This is a genomic window from Microcoleus sp. B4-C1 (assembly GCF_036705285.1).
Lineage (GTDB): Bacteria > Cyanobacteriota > Cyanobacteriia > Cyanobacteriales > Microcoleaceae > Microcoleus.
Window position 1 is genome coordinate 1 of the sequence record NZ_JAUBUC010000079.1, and the last position, 22,121, is coordinate 22,121.

14 protein-coding genes and 1 pseudogene are annotated in these 22,121 nt (G+C 44.7%); 7 read left to right on the forward strand and 8 right to left on the reverse strand.

Annotated features, from left to right (window positions below; all coding sequences use genetic code 11):
• Both QUB26_RS24640 and QUB26_RS24645 read left to right on the forward strand, forming a co-directional pair.
• Window positions 1–232 (forward strand): annotated as a pseudogene (locus tag QUB26_RS24640) (hypothetical protein); the annotation flags it as partial.
• 154 nt (window positions 233–386) lie between these two features.
• Window positions 387–632 carry a hypothetical protein gene (locus tag QUB26_RS24645; protein ID WP_333320110.1) on the forward strand — a complete coding sequence of 82 codons (246 nt, stop codon included), beginning with the start codon at window positions 387–389 and terminating at the stop codon, window positions 630–632.
• Between the two features lie 30 nt (window positions 633–662).
• Here the strand turns inward: QUB26_RS24645 and QUB26_RS24650 are convergent, their stop codons facing one another.
• Window positions 663–845 (reverse strand): hypothetical protein, encoded by a 183-nt coding sequence (locus QUB26_RS24650; protein ID WP_333320112.1) that lies wholly within the window; start codon window positions 843–845, stop codon window positions 663–665.
• Window positions 833–2,005 (reverse strand): leucine-rich repeat domain-containing protein, encoded by a 1,173-nt coding sequence (locus QUB26_RS24655; protein ID WP_333320114.1) that lies wholly within the window; start codon window positions 2,003–2,005, stop codon window positions 833–835. Before QUB26_RS24655 ends, QUB26_RS24650 begins: the two co-directional genes overlap by 13 nt.
• 135 nt (window positions 2,006–2,140) lie before the next feature.
• Here QUB26_RS24655 and QUB26_RS24660 point away from each other — a divergent pair, with 135 nt between their 5' ends.
• The 3 genes from QUB26_RS24660 (at window position 2,141) to QUB26_RS24670 (ending at window position 6,151) form a co-directional block, all read left to right on the forward strand.
• Window positions 2,141–4,090: a long-chain fatty acid--CoA ligase gene (locus QUB26_RS24660; RefSeq protein ID WP_333320116.1), complete on the forward strand. Its 1,950-nt coding sequence runs from the start codon at window positions 2,141–2,143 to the stop codon at window positions 4,088–4,090.
• A 151-nt stretch (window positions 4,091–4,241) separates the two neighbouring features.
• A complete protein-coding gene (locus tag QUB26_RS24665) occupies window positions 4,242–4,682 on the forward strand; it encodes a YlqD family protein (RefSeq protein ID WP_333054966.1) in 441 nt (146 codons plus the stop codon).
• A gap of 173 nt (window positions 4,683–4,855) precedes the next feature.
• Complete coding sequence (locus tag QUB26_RS24670; RefSeq protein ID WP_333243327.1) at window positions 4,856–6,151, forward strand: dihydrolipoamide acetyltransferase family protein; 1,296 nt, start codon at window positions 4,856–4,858, stop codon at window positions 6,149–6,151.
• A 227-nt stretch (window positions 6,152–6,378) separates the two neighbouring features.
• On the opposite strand, the gene QUB26_RS24675 is transcribed toward QUB26_RS24670, so the two are convergent.
• From QUB26_RS24675 to QUB26_RS24685, 3 genes are all read right to left on the reverse strand, one after another.
• Entirely contained in the window at window positions 6,379–6,714 is a 336-nt protein-coding gene (locus tag QUB26_RS24675) for a hypothetical protein (protein WP_333320118.1), read from the reverse strand.
• A 211-nt stretch (window positions 6,715–6,925) separates the two neighbouring features.
• Window positions 6,926–12,226, reverse strand: a complete 5,301-nt coding sequence (locus QUB26_RS24680) for an AAA family ATPase (RefSeq protein ID WP_333320121.1) — start codon at window positions 12,224–12,226, stop codon at window positions 6,926–6,928.
• Between the two features lie 99 nt (window positions 12,227–12,325).
• The gene (locus QUB26_RS24685; protein WP_333243259.1) at window positions 12,326–14,452 is read right to left on the reverse strand and encodes a carotenoid oxygenase family protein; all 2,127 of its coding nucleotides are present in this window, start codon (window positions 14,450–14,452) and stop codon (window positions 12,326–12,328) included.
• 574 nt (window positions 14,453–15,026) lie between these two features.
• On the opposite strand from QUB26_RS24685, the gene surE reads away from it, so the two are divergent.
• Window positions 15,027–15,704 (forward strand): 5'/3'-nucleotidase SurE, encoded by a 678-nt coding sequence (surE, locus tag QUB26_RS24690; RefSeq protein WP_333317792.1) that lies wholly within the window; start codon window positions 15,027–15,029, stop codon window positions 15,702–15,704.
• 1,238 nt (window positions 15,705–16,942) lie between these two features.
• Complete coding sequence (locus QUB26_RS24695) at window positions 16,943–17,815, forward strand: pentapeptide repeat-containing protein (protein ID WP_333243255.1); 873 nt, start codon at window positions 16,943–16,945, stop codon at window positions 17,813–17,815.
• A gap of 146 nt (window positions 17,816–17,961) precedes the next feature.
• Here QUB26_RS24695 and QUB26_RS24700 read toward each other — a convergent pair whose 3' ends face one another.
• The 3 genes from QUB26_RS24700 to QUB26_RS24710 form a co-directional block, all read right to left on the reverse strand.
• Complete coding sequence (locus tag QUB26_RS24700) at window positions 17,962–19,176, reverse strand: FAD-dependent oxidoreductase (RefSeq protein ID WP_333243251.1); 1,215 nt, start codon at window positions 19,174–19,176, stop codon at window positions 17,962–17,964.
• A gap of 369 nt (window positions 19,177–19,545) precedes the next feature.
• Window positions 19,546–21,078, reverse strand: a complete 1,533-nt coding sequence (locus QUB26_RS24705) for an NAD(P)/FAD-dependent oxidoreductase (RefSeq protein WP_333320124.1) — start codon at window positions 21,076–21,078, stop codon at window positions 19,546–19,548.
• A gap of 384 nt (window positions 21,079–21,462) precedes the next feature.
• The gene (locus QUB26_RS24710) at window positions 21,463–21,948 is read right to left on the reverse strand and encodes a CRR6 family NdhI maturation factor (protein WP_333243245.1); all 486 of its coding nucleotides are present in this window, start codon (window positions 21,946–21,948) and stop codon (window positions 21,463–21,465) included.
• Between the last annotated feature and the right edge of the window lie 173 nt (window positions 21,949–22,121).

A 22,121-nucleotide genomic window follows, 5' to 3' on the forward strand; every position in this document is an offset into this window, starting at 1 on the left:
GAAGCTAAGTGTCGGTTTTCCAAAAAAACAATACATCATATCATACTTTTGTATACTTGCAAAATCGGGATGCTCCCGTCTCAAACAGCTTTCTTTGGTGTTGGAATTGACTTTTACATTCACGCGAGTGATGGTGCGGCTGCGGCGCTGGAACCGCGAGCTCAGTCGTAGTTATCTCAGACATTTGTTTGGCACTGCGCCGATGGTTGATGCACCGCGCCATGTTGCTTAAACTAAGTTACCCCCTCGCTCGGCGGTTGAAACAAGGGCAACCACGGGGGGATTGCCCCTACTACATAAACTTTCTTCCCAGCAAAGAGGGACTAAGAAATCAGGGGCATTTAAGCCGGATTTGGTATTAGCAATCAGAGCGGAGGCTGGAAGTTATGAAGCATAAAATCTACGCTGTTGTCAATCTCAATCACAAAAAACTATTCGTTGGTGAAGCCGCTCAGTTGACTATCAATTGGCCACCTTTATTAGCTCGACTCAACAGCGGGAGGTATTCAGATACCGAATTTCAAGTTGTATGGAATCAGGAAGCAGACAAGCGCTTCTTTTCTTTTCACACTTGGCAAGATTTGGCGGATCTAGCTAATAGTTGTGACCTGGTAGGGTTGCCAAATTGTTAGACTTAAAGAGTCAATCAAAATTAAAATGTACTATAAATCATGCAAATTACGATCGACCTTCCCGACAATCTCCCCCTGACTGAAGCCGATGTGCGGATAGAATTGGCGATCGTACTTTACCAGCACCACAGCCATCGCGACTAAAGCATTTAAGTGCGATCGCTGTGCTGCTGATAAAGTTGTATGGTTGAGTCTGTGATTTACCAGATACATTGACAGTTTCGCTGGGCAGGGCAAATTTTGGAAGTGATCGGATTTCCGCTAAGGTCGAGCAAACTCAGGTTAGTCAAAGATGCTAGCGGTTTCATGTCGCTGATTTTATTGTTTTTGAGGTTGAGATCAGTCAGTTTAGTCAAGGATGCTAGCGGTTTGATGTCACTGATTTTATTGTTGATGAGGTAGAGGTCAGTCAGGTTAGTCAAAGATGCTAGCGGTTTGATGTCGCTGATTTGATTGTTGATGAGGCTGAGCCAACGGAGTTTGGTCAAAGATTCTAGCGGTTTGAAGTCGCTGATTTGAATGCTGCTGAGGCCGAGTTTAGTCAGGTTAGTCAATGATTCTAGCGGTTTGATATCGCTGATTTTATTGCCGCTGAGCCTGATATCTGTCAGTCTAGTCAAAGATTGTAGCGGTTTGATATCGCTGATTTTATTGCTTCCGAGGTCGAGTACAGTCAGGTTAGTTGAGGATGCTAGCGGTTTGATATCGCTGATTTTATTATTTTGGATGTTGAGATTAATCAGGTTAGTCAAGGATTCTAGCGGTTTGATGTCGCTAATTTGGTTGTAGTCGAGTTCGAGATTAGTCAGTTTAGTCAAGGATGCTAGCGGTTTGATGTCGCTGATTGTATTTTTGTGGAGATTGAGCTTAGTCAGGTTAGTCAAGGATGCTAGCGGTTTGATGTCGCTGATTGTATTGTTTTGGAGATTGAGCTTAGTCAGTTTAGTCAAGGATGCTAGCGGTTTGATGTCGCTGATTTTCGCGAAGATGAGATCGAGTTCAGTCAGGTTAGTCAAAGATGCTAGCGGTTTGATGTCGTTGATGCCACTAAGTCCGAGCTCCGTGAGACTGGAAAGTTTTTGATTAGCCGCATCGCACTCAGTAGTCCCTGATATCCGCAACAGTGCCTCAACAGTATCTTTAGCGTCAGGGTTCAAAGAAGCCTTTTCTCGACACCAGTCAGCAAATGTGCGTCCACTTTTTCCCGGTTGCGGTTCGGAGACTAACGCGGAAGGTCTATTGTTTCCCGGTTGCGGATCGGCGACTAACTTGGAAGGCTTATTTCCACATGATGCGATCCCGATCGCACTCAAAGCAACTACTATCAAACTTGCTAAATTTATGTGTTTCTGTGCAACTATAAGTTTCATCATCTTGTACCTCTAATTTCCTGAATAGACAATGGCACGTTGGTAAACTGTCACGAGACTGCCAGATAGTTCTAAAATAACTGTGATATTAAACTTATAGCCAATAACTTTATCTGCACAAACTCAGGAAAATACCTTATGAACAGCACAGCATCTTACGCATCATCTCAAATGGCAGATCGCGAACGCGCGAACCTCAGCAAGCTAATCGATTACAGTTCCATTCGATCGATACCCGAAATTTGGGCGATCGTCAAACAAAAATTCGGTCAAACCGTCGCCCTCCACGACCCCCACACCCAGCCAGAAATCAAACTCACCTACACCGACCTGTACCAGCAAATCCAGCAATTCGCCGCCGGCTTACAAGCCCTAGGCATCGAACCAAATCCCGAAGAAGCAGTCCCTCCCCGCGTCGCCCTCTTCGCAGACAACAGTCCCCGCTGGCTGATAGCCGACCAAGGTATCATGATGGCCGGGGGCGCCAACGCCGTTCGAGGCGCCACCGCCGACCCCGAAGAACTCCTGTACATCATCCAAGACAGCGGCAGCACCGCCTTGGTAGTCGAAAACCAGGCATTACTCAAAAAACTGCAACACCGCCTCCCAGATTTGCCCATCCAACTCATCGTCCTCCTCTCCGACGAAGAACCGGAAACCAGTCAAACCCTAAGCACAGTCAAATTTTCCCAAGTCATGACCACAGGGGCCAACCGTCCCCTCAAACCCACCAACCACAAGCCTCAAACCCTCGCCACCCTCCTCTACACCAGCGGCACCACCGGCAAACCCAAAGGCGTCATGCTGACTCACGGCAACCTCCTGCACCAACTCAACACCTTGGGCACAATTCTCCAGCCCGAAGGCGGCGACGGCGTCCTCAGCATTCTGCCCAGTTGGCACGCCTACGAACGCAGCGTCGAATACTTCCTGCTTTCCCAAGGATGCACGCAAATTTACACCAATATTCGCTATTTCAAACAAGACTTTAAAACTTACAAACCCCAGTACATGGTCAGCGTTCCGCGCATCTGGGAATCGATTTATGAGGCCGTACAAAAGCAATTTCGGGAACAGCCGCCTAATAAACAAAAATTGGTGAATTTCCTGTTATCTGCCAGCCAGCAATACATCGAGAACCGCCGCATTTTCCAAGGATTAACTCTCAGTTTGAAACCGGCTTCTGCTTCCGAAAAACTAATCGCCCGCATCAAAAGCATTCTGTGGTCGCCCGTACACGGCCTGGCAGAAAAATTGGTTTACAAAAAAGTCAGGGAAGCTACAGGGGGACGCTTAAAATGGGCAATTAGCGGCGGCGGTTCTTTGGCAACGCATTTAGACAATTTCTTTGAAATAGCGAATATCGGTTTGTTGGTGGGATATGGTTTAACCGAAACGTCCCCGGTTTTAACTGTGCGCCGCCCTTGGCACAATCTTAAAGGTTCCGCTGGACAGCCCATTGCCCATACGGAAATTAAAATAGTAGACCCAGAAACCAGACAGCAACTGCCCACAGGCCAGCGCGGCTTAGTATTGGCGCGCGGGCCGCAAATCATGGCAGGTTATTATCTTAATCCCCAAGCGACTGCCAAGGCGATCGACTCCGAAGGCTGGTTCGACACCGGCGATTTGGGCTGGCTGACACCGGGAAACGACTTAATCTTGACCGGGCGGGCCAAAGATACGATCGTCCTCACCAACGGCGAAAACATCGAACCCCAGCCCATAGAAGACGCCTGCGTCCGCAGCCCCTACATCGACCAAATTATGCTAGTAGGTCAAGACCAGAAATCCGTCGGCGCCTTAATTGTCCCCAATGCAGAAGCCGTGCAGAAATGGGCAGAAACTCAGAATCCCCCCATACACGAAATTGACTGGAATAGCAAGACAATTCAAGATTTATTCCGCAAAGAATTGAACCGAGAGGTGCAAAATCGCCCTGGATACCGCGCGGACGATCGCATCGGCCCGTTCCGCTTGATTCAGGAGCCATTTTCGATCGAGAATGGAATGTTGACCCAGACCCTGAAAATTAAGCGCCCGGTTGTGACGCAACACTACCGCGATATGATTGACGGGATGTTTTGAAATATTCGCTGGACTTGGGGAATGGAAAAGAAAAAATTATCCCAACACCCGAGTCCCGATTCCGAGTCCTCAGTCCTGGGCCATTAGTTCAGGTTTACCAACTAATGACTCATGACTAATGCCTAATTCCTAATTGACAAGCAACAACTTTATGGAACCACAATTACTCTTGAAGCGATCGATTAACGTTAAGGTCGTCGTTACTCCTCGCTGGAAAGAAGAAGCTCAACAGCAACTCCAAGCCCAAATCAACCAAATAGACTCTCAGCTACAACAGTTAGAAATGCAAGGGCAGCGGATGATTTCAGAAATCCAAAAGTCAAATTTGCAGCCCCCAGGCCCGCAAGTAATGCAGCAAATAGAAAACATTCAAGTGCAGGTGAATCAAAGAAAAAGCGAACTGCTAGAACAGAAAAACCAAAACCTGCAACAGCTTCAGCAAGTGCAGGTGCTAGACCTGGAACAAGAAGTGAGTCAAGGTCAAATTGACGGCACGTTCACTGTCGGGCTGGGAGAAAACTTGATTCAAAAAATGCAAGTAGAAATTCTCCTCCGCGACGGCATAGTCGAAGAAATTCGAGGTGATATTTAGAAATTGGTAAGTGGTAATTGGCGATCGGTAATTGGCAATTGATTTTGAGTCAACAGTCACACATCAAGAATGCGAGACACTGGCATAATAATAAGTATTGCCGGTGGCCGATCGCCAATGCTCAATTGCCAAATACCGATTACCTATTACCAACACAAAAGGACTTTTTACAGATGATTCGCGAAGTTTTCATGCCAGCCCTGAGTTCTACCATGACAGAGGGCAAAATTGTTTCCTGGGTCAAATCCGCCGGAGACAAAGTAGAAAAAGGCGAAACGGTGGTAGTCGTTGAATCCGACAAAGCCGACATGGATGTCGAGTCTTTCTACGAAGGCTATTTAGCAATAATTATCGTACCTGCGGGCGAAGTTGCTCCGGTGGGAGCGGCAATCGCCCTGGTAGCAGAAACAGAAGCCGAAATCGCCACAGCTCAGCAGCAAGGAGCAGCAGCCCCAACCGCAGCAGCAGCCCCTGCTCCGAGCCCCGCTCCTGCGATCGCAGCTACATCCTCAGTAGGTTTACAGCAAAATGTTAGTCGCCAAAACGGCCGCAGCGTCGTTTCTCCCCGCGCTCGCAAATTAGCCAAAGAGTTTAAAGTAGATTTGAATTCTATCAAAGGCAGCGGGCCCAACGGTCGCATTGTCGCAGAGGATGTGGAAGCAGCAGCCGGCAAAGCTCAACCAGCTCCGGTTCAGCAAGCGGTAACAGTTCCCGCAGCACCCGCACCCGCAGCACCCGCACCCGCCCCCGCAGCAGCCAAACCCGCACCCGCACCAGTCCCGGCGATCGCACTTTCGGGCCAAAAAGTACCGATGAATGCGCTGCAAAATGCGGTGGTGCGGAATATGGAAGCAAGTTTGAGCGTGCCTTCTTTCCGCGTCGGTTACACAATTACTACTGATAATCTCGACAAACTCTACAAACAAATTAAGTCGAAGGGCGTCACGATGACGGCTATGCTGGCGAAGGCTGTAGCTGTAACTTTACAAAAACATCCTCTGCTGAATGCTTCTTATGTGGAGTCGGGAATTCAATACCGCGCTGATATTAATGTGGCGGTAGCGGTGGCGATGGATGGCGGCGGTTTGATTACGCCGGTGTTGCAAAATGCCGATCGCCTCGATATTTATTCGCTCTCCCGCACTTGGAAGGATTTAGTCGATCGCGCCCGCACCAAGCAGTTGAAGCCTGATGAATACAGCACGGGAACTTTTACTCTTTCCAATTTGGGAATGTTTGGAGTAGACAAGTTTGACGCGATTTTGCCGCCGAATCAAGGCTCGATTTTGGCGATCGGCTCTTCACGGCCGCAAGTAGTGGCTAATGAAGATGGTTTGATGGGAGTGAAGCGCCAAATGCAGGTGAATATTACTTGCGATCACCGGATTATTTACGGTGCGGATGCGGCGTCTTTCTTGCAGGATTTAGCGAAATTGATTGAGACCAATCCTCAGTCTTTGACGCTTTAGCGATCGTCCTAAATCTCCCTTTTACTCTTATTGGCAGGAAAGGGGGATTTAGACTTAGCTTTTAATGAGATGTCTAATTTTGGAATGATTTAACCGCAGAGACCGCAGAGGACACAGAGGAAGAGAAGAGAGAGATCAATAATTCCGATACCAACGGATTTGATATTACTCATTAAGACGATGAAAGTGCAAGTTTTGTCTGTTCAACCTGCGATCGCCTCTAATACTCACCAGGTTTTGCTGTCAGTTGGTACGGATACACACAAATTTCTTTTACCGGAGGCAGTCGCGGCATTGGGGCTGCGATCGAAAGCAGTGTTTGACCCGTGAAAGCGCTGATGTTGCCTTTGATTATACCAATTCGCCCGATCGCCCAATTTAGCACAGACGTGGCGCTCAGCTTTCGATCGCACCTTCGTGAGTCCGCGCACCATTGCCAAAATTGTTGGGCGTGAAGTCGGTTTCGATCGTCGGACGCTCAAACAATTAGACCTCTTGCAAAAATAATTAGGACGGGCAAGATGCCCATCCCACAAAAAAAATAACTCTTGTGGGATGGGCATCTTGCCCGTCCCTTGAATTGATGAAAAGGATTTTTGCAAGAAGTCTATTTAGGATCGCGAATTAAATAATTTACACATATTTGTGGGATGGGCGTCCCGCCCGTCCAGAAAGGACGCCCATCCCACAAGAACAATAAATTGTAAGTTATTTAATTCTCATTCCTTACCAATTACCAATTACCAATTACCAATTACCAATTCCCAACTTGCGTTATTTCTGTTTTATGACTACCAACGTAATGTCGTCAAAAACTTTATGTTTGTCAATATGTTGCCGCAGATCATCAATTACTGCTTGTCGAATTTCTTCAGCCGTTTTGTGGCGATTTTCTTTGGCCACTTGGCACAATCTTTCTATGCCGTAATACACTTTATTTATATTTACAGCTTCGGTAATTCCATCTGTGTAAAGCACTACTACATCCCCTGGATTAAGATGCACTTCAACTTGGGAAACAAAATCAGCAATATCTTCCTCTAATCCCAGAGGAAAGCCGAGTTCCAATGTATCGATCAATTCGATGTTACCATCAGTACGGACTACAATTATTTCTTCATGTTGACCGCTGAGGGTAAGGTTACTATCTTGATAATCTAACAAAGCCAAGGTCATGTTTCTAGACGAGTCGATGCGCTCGATATTGGCATAAAGGGTGCGGTTTAACACATCAAGAAACTTCACCGGATCGGTTTCGTTCATTTGGTGGAGAGTGCGGACGGCGGTTTGCGCCATAATCATTAATACGCCACTTTCTAAACCATGTCCTGTAACATCGCCGATGCTAATTTTTACCCGATCATTTTGGGTTAGCACGTCGTAGTAGTCGCCACCCACTTCATCGGCAGGTTCCATATATCCAGCTATTTCTAATCCTTTAATTTTATCTAGTTCTGATTGTTTGGGCAAGATCATTTGTTGCAGTCGTTTCGTGACTTCTAACTCAGCACTGAGGCGGATGTTTTCGGCTTTAAGTTTGTTGTTGAGGTCGCTAATTTCCTGGTTTGCTTGGGCGAGTTGGGCGGTGCGTTGTTGCACCTTTTCTTCTAAAGTTTGATAGAGACGGGCATTTTCGATGGAGATCGCAGCTTGGGCGGAAATGATGTTGAGGACTTCTAAGCGATCGCGCGTAAAAGCCCCCGCTGTTAAATTATTTTCTAGGTATAGGATGCCCACCAACTTACCTTGATTAATCAGGGGGCTACACAAGATAGATTTAGGTCGCTGCTGAATAATATACGGGTCAGATGCAAACCTGCTTTTATTCGTTGCATCATCGATCGCCAGAGTTTCTTGCGTGCGTTGTACATAATTAACCAGCGAGATAGGAATCTCTTGACTTTCAGTCGCTGACTTGGAGATTAATTGACATCGTTCACCCGTACATTGAGCTTCAATTTTCCACTTACCTGCTGGGTCAGGTATGAGGAAATAAAATTTTTCCGCTCCCGCATTTTCCAGCAAGACTTGCATCAAATTCGAGAGTAACTTATCTAAATGAACTTCCCCTGAGAGCGCTTGGGAGGCTTTGATAATTGTTGATAAATCCAGAGCTTGTCCAGCACCTGAACTGGTAGAAGTGACAGTGGTTCTGCTCTGAACCATCGTTTCGTCTCTTCCACTCGTCAGGCTATTTTTCCTACCGACGATAGGTGCGAGTAATTCAGCATGGCGCTCTTCTAAATCCTTAACTTTTGCCTTTGCTCCCCAGCGGATGTAAGCATAGTAAGCGTCTATCATGTAGGTACGCGCTACTTTCTGACGACCTAAAGTTAAATAAAATTCTGCTGCTAGTTCATTGGCGAGGGCTTCGTGCTGGACGTATCCATTTTCCTTGGCTCCATCTATCGCCCGGTCGTAATATTCCATTGCTGAGAAAGATTGCCCTAAGACGCGGGCTTTTTCTGCTTCTACTAAGTCATACTTATGCTGGTAATTGGCTGGGCAATGGAACGCCCAATTTTTTAGGCTTTTCTGAGTTTCTTCTACTTGGTTGAGGTATTCTTGTTTCTTTTCTTCCTCTCCTGCATCTTCTTGAACATACTGGGCTAAAAGAATCAGACAATAGTAAAAAGTATGTTCAATAAAACTAATATTTGATTGAACGTAACCTGAATATTTAAATCCCTCTCTCGCAAACTCGATAGCTTCTTCATACTGCTTAAACAAATAGCAAACTACAGTTTTGGCAAAATAAAGCCTGAACAAGCAAATGAAATTATTTACTTCTCTTAAATAAGAGATAGCTTTTTCCTCATTTAATATGCTGCCCATCAAGATCAGCTTATTATCTGTCATCCCCCTTAAATTTTCTACTAATTGACCGAGAATCTTGAGTAAATATAACTGGTGTTCTTGGGACAATCTTTCTGCCAAGTCAATATATAGTTTTTGCTGTTCTTGCACGTAGTCTAGATGCTCTGCCTTAAAAAATAAATGCGAGCAATAGTAATCAGCACCATGACAAGCATATTCTATATCTCCAAATTCTAAGCCGCTATTAATTGCTTGACGAAGGGCTTCTATCGTTTCCCTAGTATGCTTTTTGAGGTGGATAATACCGATAGAAACATTAACTAAAACTTTAGAACGAAACTCTCTAGCATCTAACTTATCTAATAGCTGCAAAGCCAGTTGCCCCAGTTGATAGGATAAATTTATATCTAAGAATAGCCAAGATACGAATATACCGTAAACAGAATAGCCGTAAGTAGATTGCGGCGAATTCCCGTACTGACGAGAAAGTTCCACCATAGTATATATAATAGGTAACGATAGCGGGCTTTCTGCAAAGCAAGCAGGTGGGAATATAAGAACTAAAAGCTGCATAGCCGCCTGCTTGTAGGGTTCGCTCATTTCAGGCAGGTTTGCTAACTCCTCAATATTGAGTTCTTGCGGGGGTGATTCATATAGGGTCACTCCTAGCATCTTTAGAACTTGCAGTCCGGCATCTAAGCCATCATTATTTTGATTTTTAGCGAGGTAAATTCTAATTTTCAGTTCGTATAAGTTGACTTGTTCGAGGATTGTTTTGGCTTTTTGAAACACGCGATCGCACAAAATTTCCGCTCGTTCTAAATTAGCATTAAGATATTCGGCTTCCGCCGCTTCCCGATAAAAATTAAATGTCACATCGTATCTACTTTCCCAGCTATCTTGGCTCAGGAGTTCTATACCTACATTCAAATAATTAACAGCGGCTTCATATGCAGTAGCTGCCTTCGCTTTCTGTCCAGCAATCAGGTTTAATTGGGCTAACTCATCTTTTTCTGACTGATTAGTTAGCAAATCTGTGCCAAAATTCAGTTGGTTAACCAGAGCAAAAATATTATCTTTTCGCTCTTGCTCTGTTGTATTATTCAGCAACAGTTGACCAATTTTCAAGTGAGTCGCTTTTTTCTCTGACTCTGGAATCAAAGAATAAGCAGCTTGCTGCACCCGGTCATGCAAAAATTTGTAGTCAACTTTGATATCGCGTATAGATGCCAACTCTTCCTGGGCAAACACTAGAGGAATTTTGTAATTTTCAGACAGCGGCAGAATCAAACCAGCTTGCATTGCTTCCCACAAATGAGCAGCCGTCGCTAAGTTTGATTCTTCATTGACAATTGATAAAACTTCTAAATTAAATTGGTTGCCGATACAAGCCGCTAATTTTAATGATTTCTGGGTTGTTTCTGGGAGTTTGCGAATATTTCGGGCAACCAGTTCAACAATATTGAAATCTGCGATACCAATTGCTTGGATTTGTTGAATATCCCACTCCCAGCGGTCTGTATCTACTTGATAAACCAGCAGATTTTCTGAGTACAGGGTTTTGAGTAGCTGGGTTAAGAAAAAGGGATTGCCTTGGGTTTTATTAAAAAGTAATTCAGAAAAAACTTTGATTTGCTCTGAGTTTACGCTGCCATCGAGAGTGTCGGCGATTAATTGGTTGACGCTATCCAAAGCCAGCGCCTGAATGGTGATATTATTCACCACCGTTTCATTTTCTTGAATTTTTTCTATGGTCTGAATTAAAGGATGAACGGGACTGACTTCGTTATCTCTATAAGCTCCAATCGTTAATAAATATTTGCTATCTGGGTCAGTGACTAAGAGTTGGATTAACTTTAGAGATGCCGAATCTGCCCACTGTAAATCGTCTAGGAATATGACTAGCGGGTGTTCTGGTTGACAAAAAACGCGAATAAATTGTTGAAATACCCGATTAAATCTGTTTTGCGATTCCGAAGATCCCAGTTGAGGAACTTCCGGGTGTTTACCGATAATTAGTTCTACTTCGGGGATAACATCAATAATAACTTGACCGTTATTATCTAGCGCTTTTAATAAGTTTTCTTTCCAAACCGCAATCAGTTCGGAACTTTCGGTTAATAGCTGACGAACTAATTCCTGAAATGCTTGGATTAAAGCTGCATAGGGAATATTGCGCTTAAATTGGTCAAACTTACCCGCAATAAAATATCCCCTAGCTGCTACAATTGGTTTATGAACTTCATTGACGATTGAAGTTTTACCAATCCCGGAATAACCGGAAACTAACATCATCTCGGTGGCACCGAGGCTGACTCGTCCAAAGGCCTCTAGAAGAATTTGGACTTCGGTTTCTCTACCATAAAGCTTCTGGGTAATGAGTAATTGGTTGCCGCGATCGCGTTGACCGATGGGAAAGTTTTCAATCTTCCCAGTTGTCTGCAATTGCTGCAAACAAGTTTCCAGGTCAAATTTTAATCCCGCCGCACTTTGATATCGGTCTTCCGCATTTTTTGCTAACAGTTTCATCACAATATCTGAAACCACTTGGGGAATTTCTGCTACCTCTTTAGGTGGGACGGGTTGTTTGGCAATATGACAGTAAACCAACTCCATCGGATCGGTGGTAGTAAATGGCAACTGGTTGGTCAGCATTTCATAGAAAGTCACTCCTAAAGAATAGAAATCGGTGCGGTAGTCAATTGCTCGATTCATCCTCCCCGTTTGTTCGGGTGACATATAAGCGAGAGTCCCTTCTAGCAAGTTGGGATTGCTAATGCTTTGGTTTTTCAATTCCAATCGCGATGAAATACTAAAGTCAGTCAGTTTTACTTTTCCGGTCGCTGGATTGATAATGATATTTGAGGGCTTAATGTCTTTGTGAATGATCGGTACTTCATGGAGATAGATCAAAGTTTCGGATAGAGCGATCGCTACCCTCAGCAACTCGGTTATTGACAGGTTATTGGCTGCCATAAAATGATAAAGGGATAGACCCCCAAAATCTTCTAATATTAGCGCTAAACTATTCTGATAATTTTCTAAGTTGTAAGTTTTGACAATTCCTTCACACTCTAAATTTTGAGTAATTATAAATTCTTGCCTTAAATTGGTGATTTGTTCAAGGCTAGGATAATCATATTTAATAATTTTAATGATAACTGGTTGTCTGTAACCATGTTTTTTAGCTCTATATACAACAGTCCTTACTCCTTCGTAAATTTTTTCTATAATTTCGTATCCCGAAAGAATTATCATATTTTTACTTTCCTTTCTTGTTTGACCTTTTTAAAGAGTGTATATGAACCAAGAAGCCCACTGCCAAAAGCGCGATCGCGCTTTTGGCAGGTGAGTTTCTTAATGAAAATGGGGGTACACCTCATTCTCAAACAGCTTCCTAATCTCTGGCTCGTTTTGATCGACTAGCTCCTGGTAATCCTGTTGCACTGGAATCTTGTAACTAGCTTGGCGCTTAGAAATCTGTCGCAACCATGCTGTATGCAACGTAAACCCAAACTTGAGTTTTGAATTATGCAATTTGCACAGGGGGCCATCTGACAGTTTGTTACCATTGAAAATCCAAATTTGATTTGTGGGTCCCAATTTTTCGTCTTCAAAACAAACAGCACAGACGATGTAACCGTTTGTAGAACTTTCACCATCACCACGGGGTATGAACTGGGGTGATAGCGTCATGTAGCCACAAGGGAACTCATAGCGATCGGCAATCACCATCGACTTTGGGTGCAGCCTGAACAAGCAAGCAGGTTTACCCTTTTGGGCTAAGCGGATAACTTCTGAGAGCGGTATTAATCGGTACTTATAATCGTCGTACAGATCGACAATGTATTTTGTCATCAAATCTCGCCACAGTCCAAACGAACTCCAGTAGACATTTTCTAGCTTTCCTGGAGTCAAACCTGTAGGGAGCCTATCTAAGTAGGCATAGAGATCGACAGCCCATGTGGCGTTGATGTCGGAGATAACTTGGGACTCAATCAGTTGTCCAGTCTCTCCATGAATTATGTAGCGCCCCATTCGTCCGATGTCAGTCTCATCGTGTTCCATACCATGCAGGTAAGGTGGCACGGGTTTGTGGGGTTTGGAGGCTGAAACATCATACATTCTAAGCCATTCAGCTACTTGCATTCCACAAAGGTGGGCAACGTGGAGAGTGATATTGCCATTGGGATTATCATAATCCACCAAAAAATGGGCAGCTTCGAGAGGAATTACCACTTTCTGGGCGACGACTTCAACTTCCTTATTACTGCTAGCTGGACGCTGGCCTGCTTTTAGATCGGCACGGCGCACGATATAAATATTAGAATCCGGCAGAGGCGGACGTTCTAGTAATTTTCTCAAGTGCTGCTCTAGTTTTTTATTCTTGGGAAATGGGTTGTTGATTATCTGCTCCAGACCCGTAATGAAGGCGGTGTCCATCAGTACCACATAATCTTTAGTTACTCCTATTTGATGAATAGTTTGTTCAATTTTAACTGGCGTGCCATCAGGCAGTACCAGCTTCCATCGTTCCAGTTCGCCAACACCATCCCAGCAAACTACATAGGTAAAATCCTCCAATTCTTTCCCAAATATACTTCCAATGGAACTCATTAGGTTTTCAACTATGTCTCGGGAGAAGCCGAACACAGCACGGGAAATATCTTTGAGCAAATCTGTTTGACAGAACCCCGTCAGTGCTACGATAATTTCCTCTATTAGTTGGGGAATTTCTTCGATCTCATAAACCCACTGAATGCCTTCTATAAAACTAGCCGCTGATCTGCCGTAATTAACTGTAAACATCTTACCTTCACCGGAATAATCAAAGGCAGGATGAGCCGTACTCAAAATACTTTTGCAAGGAAATTTCTTAGGATTAATTATTATTGGAATTTTGAGTTGATCCAGTTCCCCCCGCCACTCTTGATTCGATCCAACTGGTGTTACCACTTCCAGGGTGTCTGTATCAATTTCATAAGGACGACCTGCATCATAGGTAACTAGCAAGCGATCGCAGGAGTCCGCAGCAAATTTCATGGGTAGAAAAGCTGTATTTAATTGATTACGCAGACCCAGAGACATAGACAACCGAGCAATGCCGCGATTGAGGAATTTATACTTTTCATACTCGCCTCCAGGCTGTGTTGCTTTGTCAGCATAGTAATCCGGTGGCTTAACAAGGCGAGTCTTCACCAACACTTTGCCTGGTTGATCAAAATCAAGCCTATAAATCATGCCATCGCCATTCAACAATGAGTCTCCGTCTTTAAATGGGAGTCCTCCTGATTCAACAGTGCCGACTGGAGCAACAATAAAGACGTGACCTTGCAAGTCCTCTGGTAGTTTCCCCTCAATAATCTCCAATTGGATCATCTTATGTGGTTCATCTAGTTCATCCCGACTGGCGGTCATAATCGACTGTGGAACGGCACAGCCCTCTGTTACTGCTTTGGTATTGCTTTTAGTGGGTTCGTTCATGTGGCTCTCCTGAGTTAAAATGTAATAATGGTAACAGTGTATATAATTATTTGATTTATGAATGGGAAATGAGGACTGTAACTTAGATACTATCTTTGATAAAGATTTCAGATCTATTCTCCCCTCCCCTGCGTCAAAGCGCAATTGGAATCGACATTAACTTATTATCGGCTCTCTCGTACTTATGGTGATAACGCAAGCTAATAATTTAGCACGATCGAGGGTTTCAACCTTCAGCCTCAGATACTTAGTATCATCTGCTACTTTTAACACCAAGCATCGGGGAGAGCCGAGGAAAAAATGATGTGATTAGATGTTTGCATCGAAACTGATGTCATGAATGCTGCACAGGGGCAAGCGTAACAAGTCGCTTTAGCTGTCATATCAAGGTGCGACTCGGCTAAAATGTGGCGCGCCACATTTCTGGGGCAATTGTTCAATTAATGCGATGATATAAATGTGTGGCAATGCTCATACTGACGATCGCCACCAATCAACAACCAATTTGGGCTAGAACTATCAGAAGGTTGCCAGCCTCTGCGCTCTCAAATCGGTTCTATAAAACCGACACATAATGACGATAATTTTAACCAACGACGACGGCATTGACGCTCCAGGGATTCAAGCACTTTTGCAGGCTGTAGAAGGCAAAACAATTATGGTGGCTCCGCAGGGGCAATTGTCGGGCTGCGGGCATCAAGTGACTGCTCACAGTCCGATTCATGTCGATCGGCGATCGGAATTTGAGTATGCTGTAGGGGGAACACCGGCCGATTGCGTCCGCATCGCTCTTCATCACGTTTGTGCGAAACCGGATTTGGTGCTTTCGGGTATTAACGCGGGCGGCAATTTGGGGGTTGACGTGTATATTTCGGGTACGGTTGCGGCTGTGCGGGAAGCAGCCATGCACGGTATTCCGGGCATCGCAATTTCCCACCGGATTAAAAGGCCGCTCGAAATAGACTGGGATGTCGCTACTCGTTGGACATCGCGGGTGTTGGCGGATTTGCTGAATCGGGAACCAAAGTCGGGGTGTTTCTGGAATGTGAATTTGCCGCATTTAGCGCCCGGAAGTGCGGAACCGGAAATTGTGTTTTGCCAGCCTTCGACGCAGCCGCTGCCTGTGGTTTACCGGGTGGAGGGAGAATACTTTTATTATGCCGGAGAATATGGCTCGCGCGATCGGGCGGCGGGGACTGATGTTGACGTGTGTTTTGAGGGTAATATTGCGGTGACTGAGATATCGCTGTGATAGATTTGGGCGATCGAACTATATTTTTTTTTCAACAAAGTCTAAATAAATGGTGTTAAATTCGATCGGCGACAGAATGTTTCATATTCATCGCTAAAAACAGATTTCATTATACTTTGGGTTTAGCACTGCATATTCCCTAGATATAATAAACCTGTTTTCGGATTATCCCAAAATAGGATATTTAAATCTGTTAAAAATCGATAGTAATGACAATTACACAAAATTAATCGCAATTCCGAGAGTGGCCGCTATCTCTACTTGCGGCCGTCCGTGCTACCATAATTTTTTTTGTCATCCTTCGGCTTAGCAACACCATCAGGTTGTTTCTTTGGCTTTTTGACTTCTTTATTGCTTTTTCTTTCTTTGGACATGATAATTCCTCACTTTTGACTCAGCATAACATAGATTGACACATTTGCCTAACTGCCAGTTGAGGGGGTGAGTCTATACAGATATTACTCGCTGTTAGTTTTCTACAATCTGCAGTATATTATCTGCTAGGTTTTGAACAAATAGCATCTACCGTTAGGCATATCGATAAATTCCTCAGAAGTACAATCTCTGAAATTACTTTTAACCCCGATCGACTCAAGGAAATATGGAAAAGCACGAGCAGAACTGCTGCGAGACTACCGAGAAAAATTCGGGCTGATTAAGCTGTTGTTCCACATCTAATTTTCCTGAAAAATGACAGTAGATCAAATATGCAGCTATGCTCCTGCCAGCCTTCGCGACACCTGACTCAAAAACAACCAACAAATTTGCAGTCTCGGTTTAAAAAAGCTGTTAGCCACAGTGGACAACAAGAATATAGCAATCCTAAATCATTTGTGAAAATCCTTTGTGAATCTCTTACTCCCTCCCCTTGATAAGGGGAGGGTTGGGGTGGGGTAAAAAATTTACGACTCCTGCAAGAATTGCTATATTGATTTTAACTATTGATTAACACTTCGGACAGTGTTTGATGACTTACCTACTGAGAATAACGGTTTCACGGATCTCAGTACGATCGCAACGCTTGCCGAAGCATACTAGAGACTCACGATAAATCAAGGGTTTCAGACTATGAGTTCAAAACGGTCGGGACTATGGAAAAAGCACAAAGTATATGTATAAATATAAAGTTAATTGTCAGCTTTCTTGAAAGTGCGATCCAGTCCGCTCCTTTTGAGATAAAATACTTATAAAGAGTGTTTATTTCTAGATTAATTTCCGCTATAAGGAATGTGACCCGTATGGAAGTAACCGAGCTGCTCAAAGAGTACGAAAATGGAAACAGAGACTTTGCTGACGCAAACCTCAGCGGAGCAAACCTCAGCGGAGCTATGTTAGTTGGCGTCAACCTTTCAAGGGCTAACCTGTCGGGAGCTAACCTGAGTCGGGCGCATCTCACCAAAGCAGAGCTCAACGACGCAAACCTTTACAGGGCAAATCTGAGTTTTGCCAAAATGGGTCAAGCCAGACTAGCCGATGCAGAGCTGACAAAAGCCAATCTCAGCGGAGCTTTCCTCGTCAAAGCAAAACTGCCCAGGGCAAAGTTGAGTGGCGCCCAACTCATCGGTAGCAACCTGCGGAGCGCCATCCTCTGGAACGCCAATTTGTGTACAGCCGACATGCAATTCATCAACCTGCGGGGCGCGAACCTCACGGGAGCAAACCTCAATTGGGCCAACTGCGGAGGGGCAAAACTCAGCGGTGCAAAGCTTTTTGGCGCTCAACTAACAGGCATCTATCTCAGGAAAGCTTACATCAATGGCATCGACCTGAGCAGGACGGATCTCAATGGCGTCAACCTGAGCGAAGCCAAACTGAACGGGGTAAACCTGGAAGGCTCGAACTTGTTAGCTGCCAATCTCAGCGGGGCTCAGTTGCGGGGCGTCCAGTTGATGGGAGCAGATTTAACCAGGGCAAATCTGGTGGGGGTTTCTTTGGTGCAGGCAAACCTCGATTGGGCTAGGCTGTGCTATGCAGACTTGAGCGAAGCCGACTTGAGCGGCGCAAGTTTCACGGGAACCAACTTTGAGGGTACTCAGTTAGCCGGATCAACAATCCCCCCATCTTTGAGCAATGATGTCTACTTAACTGCAGCACGTGGTGTCGCAGCTTAGGCAAGGCCAAAAATTAATTTCGCATCCGAGTGTACGACTCTCGCATTGGTTTAACTTTTGATGCCGACATCATTACTTTTGTGAGAGTGTTGCACCGGCAAGAAATTTACTGATATTTGCGAGAGTTTGTAGCATCACAATTGAGCTCACCCGATTAATTTCGCGACTCGCAAAGCAGAGGTAATGGCTCCTTCGTGCAAACCATCCCCCAAATAAGCTCCCGCATGATAAGTGTTGTTCTCGCCATTAGTCTCGATAACTTCATTTCGATATCGAAAAGACTCGACAGTGTACAGCGGCGTGTGATGTTTCTGAATGTGAATAATGTGCTTTTGGGCGATCGACTCCTGCAGTTGAAAAGCTAAACTGTACTCTCGTGGCGAGGAGATACCGCAAAGCTGATTCAAGCTCGCATTATATCCCCATCCCTTGTCCGTCTCGAAAAAATCAAATTCTGATAACTTGCGGATACCATAGCGATCGTACATCGATGTATCCGAATGCAGTACAGTGGTTGCATAATTGGCTTTCCACGCCGAAAACCGCTTCGTTTCCGCATCAGTCGGATCAGACAATAACCTCATCACTTGATCTGGTGGCATCGCAAAAACCACCTTCTCAAATTCCTGGATTTCCCCATCAGAAAGCACAATTTTTACAGCATTCGCACTTCTAAAAATATTGGCAATCTCCACATTTAGCCGTATATCGCCCTTAAATCGCTCCAAAATCTTTTCAATGTAAGAATACACCCCGCCTTTAATCCTCACCCAGTTGACCAAGCCATATTCGCGTAGAACAGGCATCGCTAATTCGGCCGGGAAATTGTCGAGCAATTCAAACGGTATCGAGTAGCTGTACATCGTCAGCAACTTCAGCCAATAATTGCGGACGCACGAGCTTTTCAAAGACTCAGAAAGCGACACATCGTAGAAATCGTGCTGTTTAGCAAACCGCATTTTTAAAATAAATCCCGCCGAACGAGCGTAGAGACTATCAAGTCGCAAATACTCGATCAGGCGTTGGATTCCGGTGAAATTCTTTTGGATAGATACCGCAGACAAAAAGTGGGTGCCATCTTTAAAAAACAGCGCGGAACCAATCTGCACAGGTTCTAATTCAACGTCTAGCTCCTGCATAAAAGCCGCGAAATTGTAAAATACAGTGGGAAATTCCAGCACTCCATTTTCTAATATTTCATTGCACTCAGATTGATTGGGTACAACATTTTTGTTCAGCGTCCGAATGTGTCCGCCTAAAATCGGCTGCTTTTCCAACACAGTGACGTGATGCCCCTGTTTATCGAGCCAGTAGGCTGCTGCCATACCACTGGCTCCGCCCCCAACAATTGCAATTCTCATAGTTCACTCCTAGATTGATAGGAAGAAGTTCGGCAACGGATGTAACGGATGTAACGGATGTAACGGATGTAACGGATGTAACGGATGTAACGGATGTCGGGAAGAAGGAAGAAGGAAGAAGGAAGAAGGAAGAAGAAGAAATTCTCGTTTCCAGGTATAATGTGGAAACGCATTTGAGTCTTGCTGTGCTTCGTCATTTTTAAGAGGAGGCAGAGCCTCCAGAAATTCATTCCTTGGCAGAGCCAAGGAACGAGATAATGAGAGCAGAAACTAGAGATTTTTAAGAAGAGGCAGAGCAAGAGTGAAATTCATTTCTTGGCTTTGCCAAGAAACGAGAGAAACAGGAAAATAACCAATTGCCAATTTTCCTTAGCCTAAAATCGCATCGCCGGATAAACGTTGATAAAGCAGCGCCCCCGTCCAAAATGTCGGCGCAAAGCCTGGATAGCCCGAAGAGGCGTTGCAGAAATAGAAATTGTTGAGGGATGTTTCATGATTTAGTCGATCGACCCCCATGTTTTTTGGCGTCAGAGTAGAACCGTAGGAATTACCGTTAGGACACCAACAGAAGCGCTCGTTAGTCGTCGGACTTCCGGTAATATGAAACACCATGTGTTTGCGGAAATTCGGAACATAGTGTTTTTCAACTACATCTAAAATCGAGTCCAGAATCTCTTGTTTCTTCTGTCTGTAAGCTTTGCGGTCGCTCTCCCAAAGCTGTTTAAAATAGCTGTAATTAGCAACAGTCAGAAATTCCACAATTTGACAATCTTCGGGACAATCCCGCCGCGCTTCCGTCAGTAAAGTTGGCGTTGTAATTGCAAAGCTCGGACGAGAAAAATCATTGTGCTCATACATTTGAGCAAAAGCTTCATTTAGATCCAAGTGTTCCGAATGAAACGTATTCCACTTGCCAAATCCATAATCTCGGAGATCGATATCTTTGACAACGCAGTACACCATGTAGTTAGATGCAGAATACTCATAGTTGAGTTTTCGCCGCACTTTTTTAGAGAACTGTTCTTCTCCAATCATTTTGGCTGCTCTTTTCGGGTCAAGGTTACAAATCACAGTGTCCCCCGTAAATTCATGGGTTTGATGGGTGGTCAAATCCATCGCTTCAACACCAGTTACTGTTCTGTTTGTGACTCTAAAATTCGTGACTTCATGGTTTAATAGAACTTTCCCCCCGTTGGATTCAATGACATTAACTAAAGAATTGATGACAGATTCAAAATGCTGCGTCGGGTAAAATGCACCTTCTTGATAGCCTCTAAACAAGGCAATCCAAGCATAGAAAGAAAGCTGATTTGGAGGCAGCAAAAAGTCCGGCCATTGCAGGGCTAATAGGGTTTGGGCGGCTTGCGGGAGTTGGAACTTGTCGAAAACGTCCTGAAGTGTACTGTTGAGGTGTTGGACGGCACAGAATACGTCACCGAAGTTTTTGAGCAATTCAATTGGTTTGACGGGAGGAGCGAGTTTTCTTAGTCCTTCGCCGGTTTTCTCGACTTCGTTGACGAATTGGCGAATTCTCTCGCCCGCTTCGGGAAACAGCGCCGACAATCGCCGGATCAGTTCCTCTGGTTCGGAGGGAATATCGAGCGCATACCCAGGCATTCTCATGTGGTCGTAGCCATTCGGATCGTACCGTTCAAAGGTGACATCTCGATCGAGACCGAGTTTTTTGAGAACTCGATTGACTGTATGTCCTTCGCCGCAGTCCCAAACGTAGTGGAATTGGGCATTAAAGGTGTATTTTTTGGCCATCGTAAAGGTGTGACCAAAGCCTCCGGGATGCTCGTGAGCTTCGAGGATGTGTACGGTTTTGCCGGAGTTTGCCATTAAAGCTCCGAAAACCAGTGCTGATAAACCACTGCCGACGATGAGGTAATCTGTTTTCATGGTAAATTTCCTCGATCGATTGAATCGGGCGATCGTTGTTTATTTAAACTAACTCTCAATTCTGAGGAAATTCTGAAGAGGGCTTACCACGCTATTTGTGGGGTACGCACTGTACACCTTACGCCTTTTTGGGCGGGCGGGACGCCCACCCCACAATAGTGTGAAGCATCTAAATTTAGGCTCGCGAATTAAATAACTTACAATTTTAATTGTTATTGTGGGATGGGCGTCCCGCCCGTCCTTTTTGGGCGGGCTAGAAGCCCACCCCACAATAGTGTGAAGCATCTAAATTTTACAGTCAAGTTTGAGCGACTTCTTGTGGGGAGTAGGGGTTGGGCGTCCCGCCCGCCCAAAAAATACAATTTAGGTGGGCTTACTTACAGCTTATTTGTGCGGCACAATCACATCAAAAAAAGCATCCTCCAAATCATAACCAAACATCTGCGACATCGCCATCAACTTCGATTTACTGGGAATTCCCTGCTGATTCAACCAATCAGTCAACACAAAAATTTTGTTCATCAAAAACATTTCCAAAGCTTCAGGATTGTACTGAATACCTTGGGTGCGGTGGAACTGGTGCGGCACCAACATCGCCGCATAGCGCGCCAATTCTCCCGCTTTCCAATCCAGTAAAAATGGCAGCCAAGGGTAACAAGCATCCAAGCGAATAAACCACAGCCGCACTTCGGGAATTTCTGAAATTTCTCGCGGATCTAACTCTTCGCGCGGATACTCAATTTCAAATTGTAGCTGTTGTTCGTTTTGGGCGATCGCTCCTTCGGCCAGCCACTTTTCAATCACAGTCCGCACCGGAGACAAATCTAAACTGTTTATGCGATCGGCATCTATCGGTATCATAATACTCATAAAAAGTCAACCCATTTTAAATGTTAGATTGCTCCCACCGATGGATTCGGGGGCAAGAGACCCAATTGCTTGATTGTCAACTGGATAGCATTTAGCGATCGTACCACCAACCATAAACATTTTATAGCAGAATGAATAAGGAATAAGGAATAAGGAATAAGGCAAATGCAATA